Annotated in this window: 20 protein-coding genes; 12 read left to right on the top strand and 8 right to left on the bottom strand. The window is 39.0% G+C overall.

Going from position 1 to position 21,169, the window contains the following annotated elements; genetic code table 11:
* The first annotated feature begins 28 nt into the window (after positions 1-28).
* Together CD33_RS19450 and CD33_RS09020 are read left to right on the top strand one after the other, a co-directional pair.
* Positions 29-1,435 carry a DUF5667 domain-containing protein gene (locus CD33_RS19450; RefSeq protein WP_052130150.1) on the top strand — a complete coding sequence of 469 codons (1,407 nt, stop codon included), beginning with the start codon at positions 29-31 and terminating at the stop codon, positions 1,433-1,435.
* Positions 1,436-1,714: 279 nt separating this feature from the next.
* Positions 1,715-2,878, top strand: a complete 1,164-nt coding sequence (locus tag CD33_RS09020) for a SpoIIE family protein phosphatase (protein WP_036200225.1) — start codon at positions 1,715-1,717, stop codon at positions 2,876-2,878.
* A gap of 16 nt (positions 2,879-2,894) precedes the next feature.
* On the opposite strand, the gene CD33_RS09025 is transcribed toward CD33_RS09020, so the two are convergent.
* Positions 2,895-3,749, bottom strand: a complete 855-nt coding sequence (locus CD33_RS09025; RefSeq protein WP_036200227.1) for a CheR family methyltransferase — start codon at positions 3,747-3,749, stop codon at positions 2,895-2,897.
* Positions 3,733-6,567, bottom strand: a complete 2,835-nt coding sequence (locus tag CD33_RS09030) for a response regulator (protein WP_036200228.1) — start codon at positions 6,565-6,567, stop codon at positions 3,733-3,735. Before CD33_RS09030 ends, CD33_RS09025 begins: the two co-directional genes overlap by 17 nt.
* Before the next feature lie 245 nt (positions 6,568-6,812).
* On the opposite strand from CD33_RS09030, the gene CD33_RS09035 reads away from it, so the two are divergent.
* Positions 6,813-7,724, top strand: coding sequence for a S66 peptidase family protein (locus CD33_RS09035; RefSeq protein ID WP_036200229.1), 912 nt, complete (start codon positions 6,813-6,815; stop codon positions 7,722-7,724).
* Between the two features lie 245 nt (positions 7,725-7,969).
* On the opposite strand, the gene CD33_RS09040 is transcribed toward CD33_RS09035, so the two are convergent.
* Together CD33_RS09040 and CD33_RS09045 are read right to left on the bottom strand one after the other, a co-directional pair.
* Entirely contained in the window at positions 7,970-8,485 is a 516-nt protein-coding gene (locus tag CD33_RS09040; RefSeq protein ID WP_036200230.1) for a DIP1984 family protein, read from the bottom strand.
* A gap of 5 nt (positions 8,486-8,490) precedes the next feature.
* Positions 8,491-9,186 carry a B3/B4 domain-containing protein gene (locus CD33_RS09045; RefSeq protein ID WP_036200231.1) on the bottom strand — a complete coding sequence of 232 codons (696 nt, stop codon included), beginning with the start codon at positions 9,184-9,186 and terminating at the stop codon, positions 8,491-8,493.
* Between the two features lie 79 nt (positions 9,187-9,265).
* Here CD33_RS09045 and queG point away from each other — a divergent pair, with 79 nt between their 5' ends.
* Positions 9,266-10,399, top strand: a complete 1,134-nt coding sequence (gene queG / locus CD33_RS09050; RefSeq protein ID WP_036200232.1) for a tRNA epoxyqueuosine(34) reductase QueG — start codon at positions 9,266-9,268, stop codon at positions 10,397-10,399.
* 82 nt (positions 10,400-10,481) lie between these two features.
* A complete protein-coding gene (gene trmL / locus CD33_RS09055; RefSeq protein WP_036200233.1) occupies positions 10,482-10,955 on the top strand; it encodes a tRNA (uridine(34)/cytosine(34)/5-carboxymethylaminomethyluridine(34)-2'-O)-methyltransferase TrmL in 474 nt (157 codons plus the stop codon).
* A 52-nt stretch (positions 10,956-11,007) separates the two neighbouring features.
* On the opposite strand, the gene CD33_RS09060 is transcribed toward trmL, so the two are convergent.
* Both CD33_RS09060 and CD33_RS09075 read right to left on the bottom strand, forming a co-directional pair.
* The gene (locus tag CD33_RS09060) at positions 11,008-11,421 is read right to left on the bottom strand and encodes a VOC family protein (RefSeq protein ID WP_176400091.1); all 414 of its coding nucleotides are present in this window, start codon (positions 11,419-11,421) and stop codon (positions 11,008-11,010) included.
* 1,448 nt (positions 11,422-12,869) lie between these two features.
* Positions 12,870-13,757 (bottom strand): VOC family protein, encoded by an 888-nt coding sequence (locus tag CD33_RS09075; RefSeq protein WP_036200237.1) that lies wholly within the window; start codon positions 13,755-13,757, stop codon positions 12,870-12,872.
* Between the two features lie 395 nt (positions 13,758-14,152).
* Here CD33_RS09075 and CD33_RS09080 point away from each other — a divergent pair, with 395 nt between their 5' ends.
* Positions 14,153-14,347 carry a hypothetical protein gene (locus CD33_RS09080; protein ID WP_036200238.1) on the top strand — a complete coding sequence of 65 codons (195 nt, stop codon included), beginning with the start codon at positions 14,153-14,155 and terminating at the stop codon, positions 14,345-14,347.
* 92 nt (positions 14,348-14,439) lie between these two features.
* Here CD33_RS09080 and CD33_RS09085 read toward each other — a convergent pair whose 3' ends face one another.
* A complete protein-coding gene (locus tag CD33_RS09085; protein ID WP_036200239.1) occupies positions 14,440-16,041 on the bottom strand; it encodes a long-chain fatty acid--CoA ligase in 1,602 nt (533 codons plus the stop codon).
* Between the two features lie 283 nt (positions 16,042-16,324).
* Between CD33_RS09085 and CD33_RS09090 the strand changes: the two genes are divergently transcribed.
* The 6 genes from CD33_RS09090 to resA all read left to right on the top strand — a co-directional run bounded on the left by CD33_RS09090 (position 16,325) and on the right by resA (position 20,187).
* A complete protein-coding gene (locus CD33_RS09090) occupies positions 16,325-17,131 on the top strand; it encodes an aldo/keto reductase (RefSeq protein WP_036200408.1) in 807 nt (268 codons plus the stop codon).
* Positions 17,132-17,259: 128 nt separating this feature from the next.
* A complete protein-coding gene (locus CD33_RS09095) occupies positions 17,260-17,682 on the top strand; it encodes a BlaI/MecI/CopY family transcriptional regulator (protein ID WP_036200240.1) in 423 nt (140 codons plus the stop codon).
* A complete protein-coding gene (locus CD33_RS09100; protein ID WP_036200241.1) occupies positions 17,675-18,523 on the top strand; it encodes a M56 family metallopeptidase in 849 nt (282 codons plus the stop codon). Before CD33_RS09095 ends, CD33_RS09100 begins: the two co-directional genes overlap by 8 nt.
* A gap of 51 nt (positions 18,524-18,574) precedes the next feature.
* Complete coding sequence (locus CD33_RS09105; RefSeq protein WP_036200242.1) at positions 18,575-19,216, top strand: DsbA family protein; 642 nt, start codon at positions 18,575-18,577, stop codon at positions 19,214-19,216.
* Positions 19,209-19,610: a disulfide oxidoreductase gene (locus CD33_RS09110; RefSeq protein ID WP_036200409.1), complete on the top strand. Its 402-nt coding sequence runs from the start codon at positions 19,209-19,211 to the stop codon at positions 19,608-19,610. The genes CD33_RS09105 and CD33_RS09110 overlap by 8 nt, the downstream gene beginning before the upstream one ends.
* Positions 19,611-19,644: 34 nt before the next feature.
* Positions 19,645-20,187 carry a thiol-disulfide oxidoreductase ResA gene (resA, locus tag CD33_RS09115; RefSeq protein WP_036200243.1) on the top strand — a complete coding sequence of 181 codons (543 nt, stop codon included), beginning with the start codon at positions 19,645-19,647 and terminating at the stop codon, positions 20,185-20,187.
* Positions 20,188-20,257: 70 nt separating this feature from the next.
* On the opposite strand, the gene CD33_RS09120 is transcribed toward resA, so the two are convergent.
* Positions 20,258-21,094 (bottom strand): RluA family pseudouridine synthase, encoded by an 837-nt coding sequence (locus CD33_RS09120; protein ID WP_036200244.1) that lies wholly within the window; start codon positions 21,092-21,094, stop codon positions 20,258-20,260.
* Positions 21,095-21,169 lie beyond the last annotated feature (75 nt).

The following is a 21,169-nucleotide window of genomic DNA, read 5'->3' on the forward strand; positions in this document are numbered from 1 at the left end:
TTCTTCCAAGAAAATGGGAGGGACTTTAATGTCTATATTAAATGGAAAAATGAAAAATGTATTTGCTACAAGTGTAGTAGCCGCAACTTTGGCTATAGGTTCAACGCAAGTGTTTGCCGATGAGCCAACCCTAGAAGAGGGACAAGAAATAATTCAACAGGAAGTTACTAATGAAAATGAAACTGTTGTGAATGAGCAACAATCCATTAATGAAGAGCTAGAAACAGTTCCGGCAAATGAGGATAGTGAAGTCATCCTAGAGGAATCGACTATGGCAAATCCTTCCGATGAACAGGAAACTGAGGCAACAGGCAAAGAGCAGGTTGATGAGGAGACAGTTGAATACGAGCCGTCTTTATTACCAGGCGACTTTTTTTATTTCCTAAAACAGTTTTCTGAAAATATGAAGCTGGCACTAACTTTTGATGATCAAAAAGAGGCAACCTTGTTATTATCTTTAACTGAAGAACGACTAGCGGAAGCCCAAGCATTATATGCTGCAGGTGAAGAGGAGTTAGCAAAGGAAGCTTTGGAAAAGGCAATTGAACAACAGATTTTAGCACTTGATCAAGTGGAAGATGCCAAGTCTTCAGAAGAAGTTGAAGCGGAAGTTCCTACTGATGCAACAGAAACAGAAGGAACAGACCAAGAAGATACTCTAGATGAAGCTGAGGGAAATGAAGAAGGATCGAAGGAAGAAGACTCAGAACGTGCTGCACTGATTGCTAAATTTTCTGCCAATATCCTCGCTCTTCAAGCAGTACTTGAAAAGGTGAGCAACCCAACAGCAAAAGAAGCGATCTCCAAAAATATTGAGAAAGCACAAGAAAAGCTGGACAAAAAAGTTGCAAAAAAATTGGCACAATCAGAAAAGAAACGAAAAGAAATGCAAGTGGAAACGGTAGAAGTTCATGAAGCAATAAAAACAGTAGAGAATGAGGAACCAAGTATGGATTCCGCCACTACTAATGAAAATGTAGGTAATAAAACGATTGTTGAGGAAGAAGCGAAAAGTAAGACACCTTCTGAAATTCCGGATGTTGTGAACGCAAAACAAAAAACTTCAGCTGCTCCAGTTAAAAAAGCTGAAGCGGAACAATCTCAAAAGGCCGATGCTAAACAGGCTCAATCACCAACAACAAAACAAGCAGAACATGTGAAGAAGAATGAACAACCTAAGACTGAGCAGGCGGTCAAACAGCAGGAAAAAGCTGCAGAAAAGGCATTGAAGGCTGAACAAAAACAAGCTGAAGCTGAGCAAAACCGTGTCCAAAAACAACAACAGCCAGCTGAACAACAGGCGGTAAAGCAACAGCAGCAGGAGCATAAACAAGAGACAAAACAGCAACATGCCCAAAATAAATTGCAAGAAAAAGGAAACCAAGGAAACCAAGGAAACCAAGGAAACCAAGGAAATAAAGGGAACAAAGAGTAAAATTCAGTTAATTTCTACTACCTGTAATTATAGGATACACGACAAAATATACATTCTAAACTACTTCGACATTTTTTATAGTTGAAGTGGTTTTTTTTATGAGAAATAGGGAAATAGGATATGAGTAAGACATTTTAGTGTATGCCAACCTATCAGAAAGTACATAAAATAATAAAGAAATAAGAGTGTAATGCTAGATTAAAAAATTGGATTCTGTAAAACTATTATTAATAGATGAATTTATATTTAACTAATATAACTTGAATAGGGGAAAGAAAAGTGACAATTCTTCTAGTAGACGATAATAAAGTAAATTTGTTTGTTATAGAAAAAATATTAAATAGCGAAGGCTATAATGATTGCGTTTCCTTAACCTCGGCAAAGGAACTTTTTGATTACCTTCAGCTTGAGGCTTCAAATTCATTTTCAAAACATGTGGATTTAATATTGCTGGATATTATGATGCCTGAAATCGATGGGTTGGAGGCATGTAGAGTTATTAAAGCCAATGAACGCTACAAAGACATCCCGATCATTTTTGTGACAGCGTTGGATGATAAAAATAAATTAGCGGAAGCACTTGATATAGGTGGAATGGATTATATAACAAAGCCAATCGATAAAGTGGAGCTATTGGCGCGGATTCGCGTAGCATTACGCTTGAAGGCGGAATTGGACTGGCATACGCAACACGAAAAAAAGATCCAATATGAGCTGGACCTTGCAACAAATGTTCAAAGAAGTCTACTCAGTCCACCTATAAAAGAAAAGAATATCCAAGTGGAGGTATCCTATTTGCCTTCATTCAATTTGGCGGGGGATATGTATTATTGGCACAAAATAAACGATCATCGGTATGCAGTTATTCTATTGGATATGATGGGCCATGGTATATCAGCGTCGCTGTTATGTATGTTTATTTCCTCTGTATTAAGGGAAGCAATCAAACAAATTGTAGACCCGGTCGATGTTGTTAATGAACTCAATCGTTATATGGCGCAATTACATAATGAAAAAGAATCCATCCCATACTATTTTACGGCGATCTATTTAGTGATCGATACCGAAATGAAGACAATCGAATATGTAAATGCCGGGCATCCTCATGGATATGTAACTATCGATGAAGAACATATTGTGCCCTTAAATCAAGGTAGCTGCGCGATTGGGTTTTTTGAGGAAATCAAAGTAGAAAAACAAATCATACACTATCAAAAAGAAGCTCAAATTATTTTATTTACAGACGGTTTACTTGAAGCCATTACACCGGATGAGTTTGAGGCGGAGGAGCGCATCAGGACTCTATCAGAGCGAAAATGGAGCACTTCACAGTTGCTTTTGGATGAGCTATTGCCAAAGGAAAATCAAACAAATCAACCAGATGATATGTGTCTTGTACTTTTGAAAGTCCAAGCGAATGAAAAAACGGATACCCACTTTTAGGGGTATCCGTTTTTTTCTACTTTTTTTGATAAATACGTTCACTATCGTTTACTTCATTATAGCTTGACACTATATCGATAAAGCGGAGTGTTTCCTTATCGCCAAGACCAAGAAAGCCTCCGTTCATCAAGCTTTCATAGAATAAATGATGTACTTGGTTTTGCAGCCTTTGGGTAAAGTAAATTAAAACATTCCGGCAAATAATAATATGAAATTCATTAAATGACTGATCAGTGACTAAATTGTGTTGTGCAAAGATGATATTTTCAAGTAAGCTCTTATGAAAATAAGCATATTGCCGATCTGTTTTATAATATTGGGAAAAGGATTCCTTTCCTCCGGCAAGCTGATAATTTTTCGTATAGGCTTGCATTTTATGGATAGGGAAAACACCGTTTTTTGCTTTTTCAAGTACATCCTCATTCATATCGGTTGCATAAATCACGGTTTTATCCATTAAGCCTTCTTCTTCCATCAATATCGCCATAGAAAATACTTCTTCGCCGGTCGCACATCCTGCATGCCAAATACGTATTTCTGGAAAGTCCCGGAGTTTTGGAATTACTTCCTCTCTAAATGCTTTGAAGAAAGATGGATTCCGAAACATTTCAGTCACGTTAATCGAGAAATCATTCAAAATTTGATGTAGATAGTCTTTGTTGTGAATAATACTATTTGTTAACTCGGTGATGGTTGCAAGGTTACTTATGCGCATACGGTTTTCGATTCTTCGTGTAATGGAAGACCTGTTGTATAAACGGAAATCATAACCGGATAATCGAAAAACAGCTTTTAACAATAAATCAATTTCCAAATCAGTATACTCATTACTTAATTCAAGTTTAGAATCAAAATCAGACCGTTGCGTCATCGTTATTCATACTCCCCTGGGAAACTAACCAAACACGCAGAACAGAGAATAATTGTTCCAAGTTTATCGGCTTACTGATGTAATCCGACGCACCGGCCTCGATACACTTATCCCGGTCGGTTTTCATAGCCTTTGCAGTTATTGCGATAATCGGGATTTCAGTCATTCGCAAGTCCTCCCGAATGCGGGTCATGGTCTCATATCCATCCATAACAGGCATCATAATATCCATCAATACTAGGTCTATTTCGTTATTTGATTTCATTATCTCTATGCATTCCAGTCCGTGCTTGGCAACCAATATATTGATGCCATTGTGTTCGAGTGCGGTTTTAAGTGCGAATATATTTCGATTATCATCATCCACAATCAGCACATTTTTCCCTTCAAAGATATCACTTTCTGTATTCAAGGAAGGGAGGTTTGTAATGGAGTCAAGTTCTTCCAGTTCCTTTATTTCAGCGTGTGGTGGGATTTCCTCGATAATTTGGGTCGCCGCCACTTCTTCATGTCCAACTTCTGCTGGATCTTTGTTTATTTCTTGTAAACATTCTTCACTAATGCCGTTTGGCAAGCTAGGAAGGATTAAAGTAAATGTACTTCCTTTACCTTCTTCACTTTGAAGTTCAATCCAGCCGCCAAGCAGTTTCGAGAACTCTTTGCTGATGGACAATCCGAGCCCTGTACCCCCGTATTTACGAACAGTTGCACCATCTGCTTGTTGGAATGATTCGAAGATTAACTGATGCTTATCCTTCGATATGCCAATGCCGGTATCGGTAATGGCGATTTCCAGCCAATTTTGGCTTAATTGCTGCATGTCCACTGAAAGCTGATGTTCATTTAATTTATTTATAGCTAATGTAACAGAACCTTCTTCAGTAAATTTAAACGCATTGGATAGAAGATTTTTTAGAATTTGATTAAAGCGTTTTTCATCTGTATGGAAAATATCCTCCACATCAGAAGATTTAACAATTTTAAACTCCAAATCTTTTTGTTTCGCAATAGGAGTGAAGGTTTGCTCCAATAAATGTGGAAGCTCATCCATATTGACTTCCCCAAAAAGTATATCCAATTTTCCGGCTTCAACCTTGGATAAATCCAAAATATCATTTATCAATGCAAGTAAATCCTGACCTGAAGAATGGATGACTTTGGCAAATTCAGCCTGCTCTTCGGTTAAGTTGTTGTTGCCATTCTCACCAAGCATTTCGGATAAGATCAAGATGCTATTAAGAGGTGTACGCAATTCGTGCGACATATTGGCAAGAAATTCGGATTTGTAGTTTGAGCTTAAAATCAGTTGGCCTGCAGTTGCTTCGAGCTCTTTCTTTGCAATTTCCAATTCTCTTGTTTTTGCTTCGGCATCTTTCGTTCTTTCCTCCAGCTGTTCATTAATAATCGTTAACTCTTCTGTTTGCATTTGCAATTCTTCGGACTGAGATTGCAATTCCTCGGATTGGGACTGCAATTCTTCGGATTGGGCTTGCAGTTCTTCAGTCATTGCCCTTGATTCATTCAATAATCGAACGATCTCTATACGATCCAGGATACTATTTACGGTTAATCCGAACGATTCCACTACTTTTTCAACCAGTTCGATTTCCAACGTTTCGAACTCTTCAATAGAAGCAAGTTCGATTACTGCAATAATCTTATCTTCAAATTTGACTGGTACGATTAAAATACTTTTCGGTGGAGTTTCTCCGAGACCGGTTTGGATCAGCTTGTAATCTTTCGGTACGTTGCTGGAATGGAAAACTTCCTGTCTCACGGCTACTTGTCCAATTAACCCTTCACCAAGTTTGAACGAATCTCGACCTATTTCTTGACTGGAACTAGAAAATGAAGCTGTTTTCATGTACTCAGTTTCGTCAAGATTCTTATTTGCCACATAAAAAGCACCATATGTAGCCCTTGTACTTTTCGTTATTTCTGAAAGGAAAATTTCCGAAAGTTTATTTATTGAGGAAATTCCTTGGTATTTCGCCATAAGTTTGGCAAGGTTAGTTTGCAGCCATTCCCGATTTTCCATCGTATCCAATAATTCATTTGTCGCAATTGCCAACTCTTTAATTTCATCATTTGTGTTTACTTTGATACGTTCCCCATAATCTCCTTCGGAAGAATTAATTCTATGTATTGAATTAGTAACACTACGCACCGTCTTGATAATGGAGTTTGACACGGCTGTGGCGGATGTGATGGCAGTTAACGTTACAATTATGAGAAATACGGTAAGAGCAATAGTAATCTTGTTATTCCGTTCATCCAAGTGGGAAGTATTAGCCAGGATGGCTTCACTTTCTGCAATTCTGAATTCCTCAAACTGCTGTTCCATTATAGCGATGTCGGTACGGCCTTCGTCGGTAGTAAAGTGATCGTTGAGTTCCTCTGTTCTTCCTTCGCGTTTCATATCAATCACGGGGTCTCCTGAAGTAGCAATCCAATGATTGATGGTAGATTTAATGGTAGACAATCTTTCGAGCTGTTCAGAATTTCCTTTTAATAGAGTATATAATGTATCATAGTCTTGTTCCCATTCCTCTGTTGCCTTATAATACCTTTCCAAATATCGCTCATCACCTGTAATAATAAATGCCCGTTTACCGGCTTGCATTTCCAATAAACTTTTTTCAATATTATTCGAAAGTGTAAGAATTTGGGAGTCATACTTAATAATTTGGTTTCGATCTTCTTGCAATGATCGAATCTGGGTATTTAAATAAAGGGCCGAAACGATTAAAGCTAGAACAATAATTACATAGCCAAAGGTAATTTTCGAACGTATGCCCAGTTTAGTTTTACTTTTCATTCCGTTTCCTACCTTTTCCAATTAGTGTTTATTTATTTATATTAATACAAATATTGCATGTTTTAAAGAGAATAGAGTAAAAAACAAGCAATTTACTATATTTTCATATTGCAACTGCCAGCATTATTTTCTCTTACCCTCTTTTTAAAACTATAAACATCTTTTTTATAAATAATTTAAGCGAGTTTGTAGTAGGATAGTTCATAGCATGTTCTTCATATAAATCTTGTCAGGAGGAAGTTATTATGAAAATTAGACCAAAGCGATTAATGGAGGGAGATACAGTGGGGGTGGTCGCTTTAGGCGGACCATTTTCCATGGAATATTTGCCTGCAAAACTAGCCCTTCTGGAAGAGCTCGGACTAAAGGTGAAGTTTGGGGAAACAGTAGGGCTAACAGGGAAGTATTTGGCAGGGACAGATGATGAACGATTAAATGACCTACACAATATGATTCAAGACTCAAAGGTAAAAGCAATTTTTAACTTAAGGGGTGGTTATGGAGCAGCCCGCATCCTTGACCGTATTGATTATCAATTGCTGTCTGAAAATCCAAAAGTTTTTTGGGGCTTTTCCGATGTAACGTGCTTTCATACAGCCTTTGCCGAATATGCAGATATCGTTACATTCCATGGACCAATGCTATCTTCTGTAGGGGCGAACGAGCTTTCGGACCTTTCGAAAAGAATGTTCCAGCAGCTTTTTACACCTTTTGAAATCCAGTATGACGAGAGTTTGACGCCTCTGCAAACGTTAGTACCCGGTAATGTGCGTGGGGAAATAACAGGTGGAAATCTCACTCGTTTAGTGAATACGTTAGGAACGAAGTTTGAATTTGATGCAAACGGTAAAATTCTGTTGTTGGAGGATATTGGAGAGTCCCTGGAAAATATTGATAGCATGCTAAATCAGCTGCGGCTTTCAAGAAAATTGGAGGAGGCAGCCGGCTTTGTTATCGGACACTTCACCGATATCAATGGTGGGACATTGGAAGATGTATGGGCACTTTTTGAAGAGTATCTAAAACCATTGGGGAAACCAGCTGTTGCCGGATTCATGATCGGGCATTGCGAACCGAATGTTGCCATCCCGCTGGGGGTTGAAGCAATATTGGATGCTGATGGAAAAGTACTGCGAATTTTACCAGGGGTTGAATAAATATAGAGAATCCGTTCGGATTAGTAGAAAACCACGATTTACGCCAAAGCGAAAATCGTGGTTTCTAACGTAAATGCTGTCATATTCAAGATTACTGTAATTGAGTTTTGTAACTTTGACTATGGTTGGTTATTAGTTATTGGTCACAAGGTAACAGGTTACAGGTAATCGGTTTGCAGACTATGGTATTTAAAAAAAACGGATGACAACATTACGCCCCGGTTTGGAGTCTCACCGCCCCGAGTTTAAACATAAGCTGAATCATCAAATTCAATTTCAACCTGATAGTTTTTGGCATTGATTGAATTGGATAATCGGTGTGCCTCTTTTTCTAGTTCTATTGCACGCTTGCGGTATTCCGCTGGGTCGAACAGGGCCACATTATAGAATATGATGGAATCGCTTGCACTATGGTAGAGTGTTTCTTTTTCGGACTGCCCAAGATGTTTGCATAAACTGGCTTCAGCACGTAATTGGGAAGCGAGTTCAATGGCTTCGACAATCGCGAATTCCTCATCTTTGAAAGTTACCGAGTTATCGATATTTGCACGGTAAATCAGCTTGTCTAGTATGCGGGAATCTTTGCGTACTTGTGCTAATTCAGCCTCCACTTCAGCGATTGTTCTGCCAGATGATTTCGGTTCTTGCCCTTTTTCCACAACAGTATGTGAAACTTGATGGATTTCGTTGATAAGTTCCTGTATTTTTTTCGTTAAAATACTCTTTAACTTAACCCCTTCTGCCAATGGTATCTTTTTCATAACATTCACCCCTCTATCGAGATTGCTAGATTATTTTTGTTTAGTAAAAAGCTTTGGGAGTCGCCGCCGTTCACTTGGGTAAACATTTTTCCTGCACTTTGCAATAACTGATTGCATTCCGATTCATCCAAGGAAGGCCTTAAATAGAAAATCTGAATTGCTTCCGACGTTTCTTCCGTGACTGCTGTCCGAACTGAATCAACAAATGGGCTGCCAAATGCGCCCTCTTGATCTTTACTGTATAAGATTTTATTCAATGAGTTGAACCGGCCATTTAACCCTTCGTATCCAGTTTGTTCATCCCCTAACGATACTTCGATATCTCCTGAGAGTTTGGCGACATCATAGATGCCAATTGGAATCTCGTATTGAAGGGAGAAAAAATTATTGAGATCAACTGCCGAATGGAAAGGTGCTAGATAGTTTTGTTTCGCAATGCGGCGCATTAAGCTTTCCGCTGAGTGGCGATAGCGATTTGGATCTGCTCCAAATGACTTCCAAACAGTGCGCCATTCAGCGATCCCTTCTCTTTGCGTAACGGGATTTTCCGCCAGTTCCAAATACAGGTTTTCCTGATAAAGTTGTGTACGGCCTTTTATCATTTGAGGAGATTCTGATACGACTATTTTGGTATAATGGATAATGCCGATTTTTAATTGGTCGTTCGTTTGTAGAAGTTCTTTATTTAATGAGATGTTCAAGCAAATCACCTACATTTATAAATTTCGCAACATCAGCGTATATACTATACTTTACCAAAAAGAGGAGATGAATGCGAAGATGAAAATCGAACAATTGCAATCAGAGCTAATTGAATATGCAAAATCCATCGGTGTTGATAAGATCGGTTTTACGCATGCCTCTCCTTTTCATGAAATGAAAAATCGATTGAAACGGCAGCAACAGTTAGGCTATCAGTCGGGATTTGAAGAATCGGATATTGAGAAAAGAACAGAGCCCCTGCTCCTTTTGGATAGCGCCGAAAGTATTATCTCCATCGCCCTTGCATATCCTTCGAAAATGGAAGATGCGCCAACAGGGAAAAAGGGGGCACGTCGGGGTATTTTTGCCCGAGCTTCATGGGGAGTGGACTACCATGTTGCTGTGCGTGAACGTTTGAAATTGCTTGAGGAGTGGTTGAGAGAACGCGTTCAACATGTTCAAACGAAGTCGATGGTTGACACTGGAGAACTTGTGGATCGTGCTGTTGCAGAACGGGCCGGCATAGGGTGGAGCGGCAAAAACTGTTCCATCATTACCCCGGAATTTGGTTCGTATGTGTACCTTGGGGAAATGATTACGAATATCCCCTTCAAACCCGATACACCGATGGAAGATGAATGTGGGGAGTGCCGACTTTGTTTGGATGTTTGTCCAACTGGCGCTTTAATCGAAGGCGGCCAATTGAATTCACAACGTTGTGTAGCTTTCCTGACGCAAACGAAGGATTTTTTGCCGGATGAATTTCGAAAGGAGCTTGGGAACCGCATCTACGGTTGTGATACGTGCCAAACAGTATGCCCAAAAAATAAAGGGAAAAGCAATTGGATTCACGATGAATTCAAACCCGATCCCGAATTGGCGAAGCCTCTGTTGCAGCCATTGCTTCAAATGTCGAACAAAGAGTTCAAGTCCAAATTCGGCTATATGTCTGGTTCATGGAGAGGGAAGAAGCCGATCCAGCGGAATGCCATCATTGCCTTAGCCCATTTTAAAGAACAATCCGCAATACCGGATTTAATCGCAATCATGAATAAAGATGAACGTCCCGTTATGCGTGGAACAGCTGCATGGGCGATAGGAAAAATAGGTGGGCCGCATGCCGAGGAAGCTTTGCGAAAGGCAAAGGCTGTTGAAAAGGATGAGGAAGTCCTTCGAGAAATCGACAAAGGGCTTAAATTATTAATATCTTAATTTCTCGATCAACATGGTTGAGATAATGCATACAAAGCCGAACCAGGTAATGAAATATAGTAATAGAGGGAAGTGTTTAGATTTGCCATTGCATATTGTTTTATATCAACCAGAAATACCGGCCAATACGGGCAACATTGCGCGCACTTGTGCGGGTACGAATACATCATTGCATTTAATCCGGCCTCTGGGCTTTTCGACGGATGATAAAATGCTAAAACGTGCGGGTTTGGATTATTGGCATGCAGTCAATATTGTGTATCACGACAGTTTGGAAGACTTCATAGAGTATTCAAAAGATGGAGAGCTTTTCCTGATCGAGACTTATAGCGACGAACCGTATTCTAACCACGACTTTAGCGACAAAGAAAAAGATATCTATTTCATGTTCGGAAAAGAAACAACAGGATTACCCAAAGAATTTGCTTATGAATTACGGGATAAATGTTTGCGAATCCCGCAAAGTGAGCATATCCGTTCATTAAATTTGTCGAACACGGCTGCCATCATCATTTACGAAGCACTTCGCCAGCAAAGTTTTCCTGGTTTAAAATAAAATAAAGCTCCATTTGTGTAGTGCATTACACAGATGGAGCTTTATTTTATTTTTAAATCCCGTTAGTATTCATTAATACAATTCGCCAGCCATCGGGGTCTTCAATCGTCACCCCTTTTTCTTCCCAATAGGGATTTTCAGGTGCAGTTTCTGAATAGCCCATCTCCTTAAGTCTTTGTGCAATGTGTCCAATTGTTTGTCGATCCGGCATATAAAATACAAGTAAATTGTCCTTGGACGGTGCTGGACAAGGGCTGCCGTCGATATGTTGAGTAAATTCGAGATGATAGCTTGCATCGGGCAAGCCTATTAATAATCCGGAATACCCTCTATGTCCAGTAAAGGAGCCAATTTTCTCCAAACCGATTCCTTCACAGTAAAAGCGTTCCACTTCTTCAATTTGATCAGTAGGCCGTGCAACACGTACTTGAACTACTTGCAATTGATCTGGCCAATGCTTATCCATCATTCATCCCCCTTTTTTTCTATTGTACCGTGAAGACATTTGACAAAAAATTCGCCTTTTGACTGAAATTGAATATTGTAGTAATTGATAAAAACACCGGGGATAAAGAACATATAGTGAGCAAGGCGTGAATGGGGAAATCACGGTGAAGAAAACATGTTTCTAGGGCTGGTTACAAGGACACCTTCTAGTGAAAGTGAGGGACAGTTGTCCAATAGAGCTGGTCTAAAAGACAACTTTTGGAGAAGCGAGGGAAAGTTGTCCGATAGAGTTTGTTTAAAAAGACAACTTTTGGAGAAGCGCAGGAAAATTGTCCAATAGAGCGGTTTAAAGCTACAATTTTTGAAGAATTGAAGAAAAGTTGTCCAATAGAGTTGATCTAAAAGACAACTTTTGGAGAAGCGCAGGAAAATTGTCCAATAGAGCGGTTCAAAGAGACAACTTTTGGAGAATCGAAGAAAAGTTGTCCAATAGAGTTGGTCTAAAAGACAACTTTTGGAGAAGCGCAGGAAAATTGTCCAATAGAGCGGTTCAAAGAGACAACTTTTGGAGAATCGAAGAAAAGTTGTCCAATAGAGTTGGTCTAAAAGACAACTTTTGGAGAAGCGCAGGAAAATTGTCCAATAGAGCGGTTCAAAGAGACAACTTTTGGAGAATCGAAGAAAAGTTGTCCAATAGAGTTGGTCTAAAAGACAACTTTTGGAGAAGCGCAGGAAAATTGTCCAATAGAGCGGTTCAAAGAGACAACTTTTGGAGAATCGAAGAAAAGTTGTCCAATAGAGTTGGTCTAAAAGACAAATTTTGGAGAAGTGAAGGAAAGTTGTCCGATAGAGCTGTCTAAAAGACAAATTTTGGAGAAGTGAAGGAAAGTTGTCCTATAGAGTTTGACTAAAAGACAACTTTTGGAGAAAAAAAGGAAAGTTGTCCAATAGAGCTGTCTAAAAGACAAATTTTGGAGAAGTGAAGGAAAGTTGTCCAATAGAGTTTGACTAAAAGACAACTTTTGGAGAAGAGAAGGAAAGTTGACCAATAGAGTTTGTTTAAAAGACAACTTTTGGAGAAATGAAGAAAAGTTGTCCAATAGAGCATGCCAAAAAGACAACTTTTGGAGAAACGCAGAAAAGTTGTCCAATAGAGCTGGTCTAAAAGACAAATTTTGGAGAAAAAAAGGAAAGTTGTCCAATAGAGCGGTTCAAAGAGACAACTTTTGGTGAAACGAAGGAAAGTTGTCCAATAGAGCATGCCAAAAGACAACTTTTGGAAAAATGAAGAAAAGCCGTCCAATAGAGCAGCCACAAAGCGCGCTTTGCAGTTAAAGAGCTCACATATGCTTGAAAGGAAAGTGCATCTTCGAACTAGAACTATCCAGATAACATGTTCCTGCAAAAATAAAAAAAGCAACCAAGGAAAGACACAATAATATAGTGTCTTCCTAAGTTACCTAGTACTTATTCTCCGTCGAAAGTGAAAACGATGCGGATGCCGGATGGATCAACCGTAGAGAAGGCTTGCGCGCCACTAAACTTTGGAGCTCCGTCAAACGGCTCTAGTTTTGCGCCCATTGATGATAAGTTATCTTTGATTTTATTAGCTTGCGTTTCGTTATCCAACACAATGGTAAATGACTTTAGTCCAACACCATTTTCCGGTACGGGGGTACCGTCTAAACTCTCCCACGTATTTAAACCGATGTGATGATGGTATTTTCCAGTGGAGATGAATAATGCTTGATTTCCGTAACGAGTCACGATTTCATAGCCTAAAGCTTCCGTATAAAATTTCTCGCTTTCCGCTAAGTCGGCTACGGATAAATGGATATGTCCCATCACCGTTCCATTCGGTAAACCATTCCAAGTACCGTTTGCGTCACGAAGAATCGATTGGACATTAACTTGTTCCGTTGTCATGTAGACCATCCCATCCTCTTGCCACAACCATTCTTGTTCAGGACGATCCGTGTAAACTTCAATACCGTTTCCATCTGGGTCGTTTAAGTAAAATGCCTCACTTACATGATGATCACCTGCACCTACCCGCACATTTTGCTGTATCGTATGCTGAATAAAGTTGCCTAGGTCGCTTCGGGTTGGTAGCAGCAACGCGAAGTGATAAAGCCCTGTTTGACCACGGCGCAATGGTTGGGCATTCGGCACTTCTTCCAATGAGAGCAAGCTTGATGTGCCATCAAAAGTTAGAACTGCCGATGACTTTGTTCTCTCCAGCACATTAAATCCGATGATTGACTCATAATAATGAATAGATCGGTCGAGATTTGAAACTTTTAACTGAACGTGTGAAACATACATATTGGGTTTTTTATGAAAGTGTGTCGGCATTGACTATACCACCTTTTGTTATTTTTGATAATCAACTTACTTTATGTAACTAAGTATATTTTCGATAGTTAACAAAGTCAAGAGATTATGCTAAAAGTAACTTTTCCAATAAAAAAAGAAACTAGGACAACTTATGTTGACCCAGTTTCTAAAGGTTAGAGACTATTTGTTTGATGTGTAATCGCCTTCATAGCCAGCTGTAAAGATAGCTATTAAGAATGCTACTGTAACACCAAGAATTAATACTAAACCCATGGAAGTATCCTCCTTGTGTATATAGAATCTCTCTATTAAGTATAGCTCAAATAAAATAACTTTACTACATTAATTTCTTATATTGAAAAAAGGTTCAATTCTTTTAATTGGGGAACAATAAAGTAAGGAGGCGGATAAATATGGAAAGGGATAAACCAGTCTTAAATGGTACTATGGCTAATAATATGGAAGATTTAAATTTTCTTGGAAAACAGATGGAACGGATGCGTGATGGTGCACAATTGGAAGAAGATGAGCGTTTCCCGGATCCGATCCAATTCGATGAACTCGATAATAATAATGATGAAAAACAGAGCATTAAACGGAAAAATTGACATTACTAAAATTCCCTAAGGGTAGCTGGTACTTTTCCAACTGCTATCGTCTAAAGGGGTACCCCATATGGAGATACCCCTTTCCACTCAATTCAATAATCTTTTAACTCTTCTCTTAATTTTGCTTTCAAAAACTTGCCGACAGAAGTTTTCGGAATTTCATCAAGGAAAATGATATCATCCGGAAGCCACCATTTTGCAAATTGCCCCTCTAAATAGCTAATTAACTCATCTTTATCAGCAACTTTTCCTTCCTTTAAAACAACGCAGGCCAATGGACGTTCCAGCCACTTTTCATGAGGAATGGCGATAACGGCTGCTTCGAAAATCGCCTCATGTGTCATTAAAGCGTTTTCTAATTCGACGGAGGAAATCCATTCACCGCCGCTCTTGATTAAATCCTTCGTTCGGTCGGTGATTTTAATATAGCCTTCAGGAGTGACTACCGCTATATCGCCGGTATATAACCAACCATCCTTGAACGCATCATTTGAACGTTCATCTTTATAGTATTCGTGTGCAATCCATGGACCTCGCACACGAAGTTCACCCATTGTCCGGCCATCCCATGGAACAACACCCGCTTCATTCACTACTTCTGTATCAAGAAGTGGAACGGTCAACCCTTGTGTTGCACGGATATCCATTTTTTCCTCTGCCGTCCAATCGTCCATTTGTGACGTGTAATTGGATAAGGAGACGATTGGGGAAGTTTCCGTCATCCCGTAACCAACGATATATGGAACCTTGAATTTATCTTCGAACGTTTTGATCAACCCTTTTGGCGATGCGGATCCTCCACAAACGACTGCACGCAAGGAAGAGATGTTGCGGGGATTTTTCTCTTGTTCTTGTGCTACACCCAACCAGATGGTAGGCACCCCGGCTGTTAAAGTAACCTTTTCCTGTTCGACTAAATCCAATATCAAGGATGGGGTGAAAGCAGGACCTGGCAATACTTGCGTGGAGCCATATGCAACACATGCAAACGGTAAGCCCCATGCATTTACATGAAACATTGGAACAATGGGTAATACAACATCTTGTTCGCGTACCCCCATACTATCAGCCAGCCCGAGAGCAAGAGTGTGAAGAACTAACCCGCGGTGCGTATAAACTACCCCTTTTGGCATTCCCGTTGTAGCACTTGTATAGCACATTGCCGCAGGAGTGTTCTCATCTAGATTCTGTGGGAAATCGAAAGTATCGGTACTTTCTGCCAGCAGTTTTTCATATGAGTGGATATTAGGGAAGTTGGATTGCGGTATGTCCATACTATCCTGCATTACGACAATATGTTTAACTGTTTTTAAATAGGGAATTGCTTTTTCAAATAGTGGGAAAAGTTCACCATCAATCAGTAAAATTTCATCCTCGGCGTGGTTAATGACATAAATAATATGTTCGGGAGATAAACGAATATTAATCATATGCAATATGGCACCGGCACATGGTACTGCAAAGTAAGCCTCAAGGTGCCGATGATGATTCCATGCAAAAGAGCCGACCTTCGTCCCTTGCTTCATGCCCAGTTTTGTTAAAGCATCGGCCAGTTTTCGCGTACGTTTTACGTATTCTTTATAGGTAATGCGATGAATCGTATCCGTGCTAGTTCTCGAAACAATGAATTTCTCCGGATAATATCTTTCAACCCGCTCTAAAAAGCTAGTTAACAATAATGGTGTTTCCATCATAGTCTTCAACCTCCCCAAATTTGCATAGTTCAACGGATAAAGCATAAGGAAATAGTCCTTTATTATGTATATTTAATCAAACTATTAGTTAGAACGGGAAAACGAAGAAAATAATAGAAAATAGCGAGTTTGCATAACTTTCGGTAGAGACGTTCAGAGAGACGCAAATCCTAGGAGGAAATATATCAAAGTGATTGTTTTGGTATGTTTGCATTTCATCATATAATGAAGGTAGAGAAAATTAGGAGTGATTAAATTGACTATCGTAATTCCTTCAAAAATCATGGCTAATGGAGTGAAAATGCCCTATTTAGGCTTGGGTGTCTACAAAATGACAAATCGTGATCAAGCAATACTGGCCATGAGTGAAGCACTCAAAATCGGGTATCGTGCCATTGACACCGCTGCACTTTATTACAACGAAGAAGAGGTTGGGGAAGCAATCCGCAATTCAGGAGTTTCAAGGGAAGACCTTTTTATTACAACGAAAGTATGGAATGCCGATCAAGGCTATGATAACACTTTGCGTGCATTTGACACATCCCTGAAAAAACTGGGTCTAGAATATGTGGATTTGTATTTAACCCATTGGCCGGTCGAAGAGAAATTTGTGGATACTTATCGGGCGATTGAGCGTCTCTATGAAGAGAAGCTGATTCGCGTGCCGGGTGTATCAAATCACCATGCACATCATCTTGAAAAAGTATTTTTAAAAGCAAATGTAAAACCGGTGGTAAACCAAATCGAGTTACACCCTTACTTGACACAAGAACCATTGCGCACTTTCTGTAAGCAAAACGATATTGCAGTTACTGCATGGTCACCGCTTGGCCGTGGGGGAATCCTCCAAGATGAAACAATCGCAAGAATTGCTGGAGAAGTGGGGAAATCTCCTGCGCAAGTAATCCTTCGTTGGCATTATCAGCATGATATCATTTCGATTCCAAAATCGGTTACTCCAAGTCGAATTGAAGAAAATGTTCAAATTTTTGATTTTGAGTTGTCTTCCGAACAAATGACGAGCCTGAACCAATTAAATAAAAATCAGCGCTTTGGCCAAAATCCAGATAGTTTCAAATTTGATTTCTAATATAAACTGCCAGATAAGTCTGTTCATGGACTCATCTGGCAGTTTTTAAATGTAAAAAGTGAGTGGAAAGATAAAGATTGACGTATCATTTAACTAACACTACAATGAGTAATGTGAGGTGGGCATTGTTGAAAATTCGAAAATTTAATATACAAGAGAGCGGATTGAATCGTTTTTTTGGACCACTGGAATCCAAGATTATGGACATTCTGTGGTGCCAGGAAGATATGACGATCAAAGAGGTGCAGGCTATCCTGGAAAAAGAGAAACCTACTAACTTTAACACTGTTATGACTGTTATGAATCGTTTAGTTGAAAAAGAAATATTGCAAAAAAAGCTTATTGGCAGATCATCTTATTATAAACCTGTCCAGTCAAGAGAAGAGTTCATTAATACCCAATCAAAAGAGATGACGCATGAACTGATGGATGAGTTTGGAAGTGTGGTTGTAAGCCATATGCTGGATGCGCTTGAAGAAGTTGACGATGCGCTTGTAAAAAAGCTAGAAATGAAAATCAAAGAATTGAAAAAGGAAAAAAATGATGAATAAACGTCAGTCTAAATCTATGTTTTACTTATCTTTATTAGTTTCTGGGTCAATTTTTATCCAAATGGGCCTATACTTAACTTCTTTGATTTCGGGTTCAAATTTGCGATTCAATATTTTTGAGGTATGTCATAATACGCTAAAATTAATAGGATTAACATCATTAACTTATGCAGTCGATATTTTGGTAATAGGCACTTTTCTATTTGCACTTTGGAAAATTGCTACACAGATTATCCAAACCGTTAAAATGAGACGCCGCCTGCAACAGTATAATTGCGAAAGCCTGACGAACAGATTCAATAATGAATACAAAAATAACGATAAAAACTTCATGATTATTTCCTACCCTGTTCCAATTGCCATCACGATCGGTTTTTTATCACCAAAAATTATTCTATCAACGGGTCTATTAAACTTGTTAAGTGAAAAAGAGTTGGAAGCGGTAATCTATCATGAGATGTACCATCTGGACAATCATGATCCATTAAAGATCTTCCTAATGTCAATTAGTTCGATCACATTGCCTTATATACCAATTTTAAAATGGTTGAATGAGAAATACCGCGTAGTCCAAGAAGTGATGGCGGATGAGTTGGCGATAGAGAATCAGGAAACATCACTTCACATCGGCAGTGCACTATTAAAGATGCTAAAGGTAGGAAAGCTTGAGACTAAGTCGTTTGCGTATGCTTCTTTTGCGGAAACTTCTGTAAATTACAGAATCGAATATATGTTAAATCCATTAAAAAGTAATCAAATCAAGGTACCTGTAAAAGTCGCAATGTGGTCGGTTTTTGTATTCAGTTTGATCAGTATCTTTTTTATTTACGCATTAGCGTAAATTTTTTACCCATTAACACTACAGTGTGTAGTTTGGAAGGAGCTTTTAAATATGTCTAAGAAAATATTTTGGATTGTTGGGATCATCGCTGCTTGTATCATCGGAATAATAGTTCTGACGGATGCCAGTCAAGAAAAAGCAGAGATTGATTATGCAAATCAACCGTTTATGGGGGATGAAAATGCACCTGTGGAAATCATTGAATTTGGGGACTATAAATGCCCGCATTGCGGCGAGTTCAATAATTCAATGGTGCCGTTTATAAAAGAGGAATTTGTTGATACGGGTAAGGCAAAGTTCTATTTTATGAATTATGCTTTTATAGCTGTGGATTCTTCAATGGCCGCTCTTTTTGCAGAAACAGTATATGAAGAGCTTGGCAACGAAATGTTCTGGGAGTTTCATGACTTGCTGTTTGCGAACCAAGCAACTGCAGATGGACTAGAAAATTTCATGGATGAAGACTTTTTAACAACAATCCTATCGAAAATAGCGAGCGAGGAAGAGCTAAAACAAGTAGGTGAGGCATTCAGCAAGAATCAAGCTGATGCACTTTTGGATAAAGACATGGAAATGGCAAAAAATCTGGGAGTCAATTCAACACCGGCCATATTTATTGGTGGAAAGAAGTTTGAGGGAATGACAATGGATGATTTTGCGGACATGGTAGAGGAAGCTGCAAATGATCAATAAACCACTTTTTCTCGCTTGGATTACCGCTATTACTGCAATGGGAGGAAGTTTATTTTTCAGTGAACAAATGAAGTTTGTTCCTTGTACTCTTTGCTGGTATCAGCGAATTTTAATGTATCCCTTGGTTATTCTGCTAGGAATGGCTTTTTACCGTAATGATAGAAATATCTATCAATATATCTTGCCAATATCAGTTATTGGAGTCATTTTGTCCGGTTATCATTATGCTTTGCAGAAGATTCCCTCCTTGGGTGAATTTAGCGCGTGTACAAACGGTGTTCCTTGCTCAGGTCAATACATTAACTGGTTTGGTTTTATCACAATACCATTTTTATCATTTACTGCATTTATCATCATCACTATATCCATGGTCATGTTATGGAGACGTAAATAATTATATTTGATCATAATAGAAAGGATCCGCGCGAATGAACGATAAAAAGAAAAAAAGGTCGATCGTTAGGTCTTTAATTCTACTTGTGCTATTTGGGGCAATAGTTTTTACTGTTTTCTCCAGTTCTACTAAAGAGAAAGTAGAGATGCTGCAAGTCGGGGACGAAGCACCAGATTTTGAATTAGTAGACTTAAATGGTGAAAAACATAGGTTATCGGAATATGCAGGGCAAGGATTATTCTTGAATTTTTGGGGAACATGGTGTGAACCTTGTAAGAGGGAATTCCCGATTATTGATCGGAAATATCAAGAATATCGAAATCAAGGTGTACAAGTCTTGGCGGTAAATATCGCGGAATCTGACTTTGCGGTTCGAAATTATATTGAGAGCAAAGAATTAACTTTCCCTGTTGTGATCGATAAAGAAAAAAGCGTGATGAACGCCTATAATATCAAGCCATTGCCCACTACTTTTTTAATTAACCCTGATGGAGAAATAATAAAAATTATAACAGGAGAAATGAATGAGACAATGGTTCAACAATATATGGAACTGATCAAGCCAGAAAATATATAAAGATAAACGAGAAAGAGTCCCTTTTCGTGTGAGCACCTTGCCACCGAAAAGAGACTCTTTTTTGACTTCTTTATTTATCCACTACAGTAACCAGCTTATTTAGAAATGGATGCTCGAATTCCAATTGGATGGCATGTAATTCATAGTCCCCTGAAGCTGTTTGTCGCGCATTATACATTGTGTCACCCACAATTGGATGGCCAATGTGGGACATGTGCACACGGATTTGATGTGTGCGGCCGGTTTCTAGTATTAAATGAACCAAGCATGTACTCTTAAAACGTTTGACCACTTCAAAGTGGGTGATGGCATGCTGTCCGGATGAGGAAACGACACGGCGAGTAGCATGGTGGCGGTCTTTTCCTATGGAAGCATTGATTGTCCCATTTTCTTGGCGGATGTTTCCTTGCACTTCTGCTTCATAAGTTCGAATGATCGATTTTTCCTCAATCATGCGGTCGAAAATTGACTTCGCAATCGGATGCTTTGCAACTAGCAATAAACCCTTCGTCCCCAGGTCCAAGCGATGAACATGCTCCGCATAGTGACCACCATTCTCTTTAATATGAGCCATTACATGATTCATGCAAGTGTCCACATCATATTCGTCATTGGGATGGGTCGCCATTCCTTTTGGTTTTGAAACAATTAGACAATGCTCATCCTCGTATTGGATTGTCAATTCACAGTTGACGGTCGGTTTGTAATTTGAGGCTGGTACATGAAATTTGAAATTTAGTATCGTCTCGGCTTTCAATGGATCTTTCCATAATACAGGAGAACCGTCTGATAGCGTTATTGCTTTTGCCATACGTAGTTCATGTACAATTTTTTTTCCAAGACGCCATTTTTCCCGCAATAATTCTTCTACAGTTAGTCCTTCTTGCACGATTTCATATTGAAACATATTTTCCCTCCAAAATAAGAATAATCGTGTCCAAAAATGAACACGATTATTCATTACTTATTTATAATCTTCATT

The organism is Ureibacillus sinduriensis BLB-1 = JCM 15800 (genome assembly GCF_000772955.1).
GTDB classification, from domain to species: Bacteria; Bacillota; Bacilli; order Bacillales_A; family Planococcaceae; genus Ureibacillus; species Ureibacillus sinduriensis.